Here is a 1,251-nt window from a genome sequence, read left to right as displayed (position 1 = left end):
TCAAAAAGGATCTTCACCTAGATCCTTTTAAATTAAAAATGAAGTTTTAAATCAATCTAAAGTATATATGAGTAAACTTGGTCTGACAGTTACCAATGCTTAATCAGTGAGGCACCTATCTCAGCGATCTGTCTATTTCGTTCATCCATAGTTGCCTGACTCCCCGTCGTGTAGATAACTACGATACGGGAGGGCTTACCATCTGGCCCCAGTGCTGCAATGATACCGCGAGACCCACGCTCACCGGCTCCAGATTTATCAGCAATAAACCAGCCAGCCGGAAGGGCCGAGCGCAGAAGTGGTCCTGCAACTTTATCCGCCTCCATCCAGTCTATTAATTGTTGCCGGGAAGCTAGAGTAAGTAGTTCGCCAGTTAATAGTTTGCGCAACGTTGTTGCCATTGCTGCAGGCATCGTGGTGTCACGCTCGTCGTTTGGTATGGCTTCATTCAGCTCCGGTTCCCAACGATCAAGGCGAGTTACATGATCCCCCATGTTGTGCAAAAAAGCGGTTAGCTCCTTCGGTCCTCCGATCGTTGTCAGAAGTAAGTTGGCAGCAGTGTTATCACTCATGGTTATGGCAGCACTGCATAATTCTCTTACTGTCATGCCATCCGTAAGATGCTTTTCTGTGACTGGTGAGTACTCAACCAAGTCATTCTGAGAATAGTGTATGCGGCGACCGAGTTGCTCTTGCCCGGCGTCAACACGGGATAATACCGCACCACATAGCAGAACTTTAAAAGTGCTCATCATTGGAAAACGTTCTTCGGGGCGAAAACTCTCAAGGATCTTACCGCTGTTGAGATCCAGTTCGATGTAACCCACTCGTGCACCCAACTGATCTTCAGCATCTTTTACTTTCACCAGCGTTTCTGGGTGAGCAAAAACAGGAAGGCAAAATGCCGCAAAAAAGGGAATAAGGGCGACACGAAAATGTTGAATACTCATACTCTTCCTTTTTCAATATTATTGAAGCATTTACCAGGGTTATTGTCTCATGAGCGGATACATATTTGAATGTATTTAGAAAAATAAACAAATAGGGGTTCCGCGCACATTTCCCCGAAAAGTGCCACCTGACGTCTAAGAAACCATTATTATCATGACATTAACCTATAAAAATAGGCGTATCACGAGGCCCTTTCGTCTTCAAGAATTTTATAAACCGTGGAGCGGGCAATACTGAGCTGATGAGCAATTTCCGTTGCACCAGTGCCCTTCTGATGAAGCGTCAGCACGACGTTCCTGT

General features: G+C 45.6%; 2 protein-coding genes. Both read right to left on the bottom strand.

From position 1 onward, the window contains the following. Nucleotides 1-89: 89 nt before the first annotated feature. Nucleotides 90-950 carry a broad-spectrum class A beta-lactamase TEM-1 gene (locus GF617_RS26870; RefSeq protein ID WP_000027057.1) on the bottom strand — a complete coding sequence of 287 codons (861 nt, stop codon included), beginning with the start codon at nucleotides 948-950 and terminating at the stop codon, nucleotides 90-92. A gap of 182 nt (nucleotides 951-1,132) precedes the next feature. After that, the coding region (locus tag GF617_RS26865; protein WP_142295872.1) for a helix-turn-helix domain-containing protein at nucleotides 1,133-1,251 on the bottom strand (119 nt) is incomplete at its 5' end.

The organism is Lelliottia sp. RWM.1, from assembly GCF_016859735.1.
GTDB lineage: Bacteria > Pseudomonadota > Gammaproteobacteria > Enterobacterales > Enterobacteriaceae > Enterobacter.
The sequence above is the reverse complement of the archived record's forward strand: the minus strand, read 5'-3'. Positions and strand labels throughout refer to the sequence as shown.

Bases quoted from the DNA above. Each gene is read 5' to 3' on its own strand.
- GF617_RS26870 (WP_000027057.1), bottom strand. From the start codon at position 950: ATGAGTATTCAACATTTTCGTGTCGCCCTTATTCCCTTTTTTGCGGCA.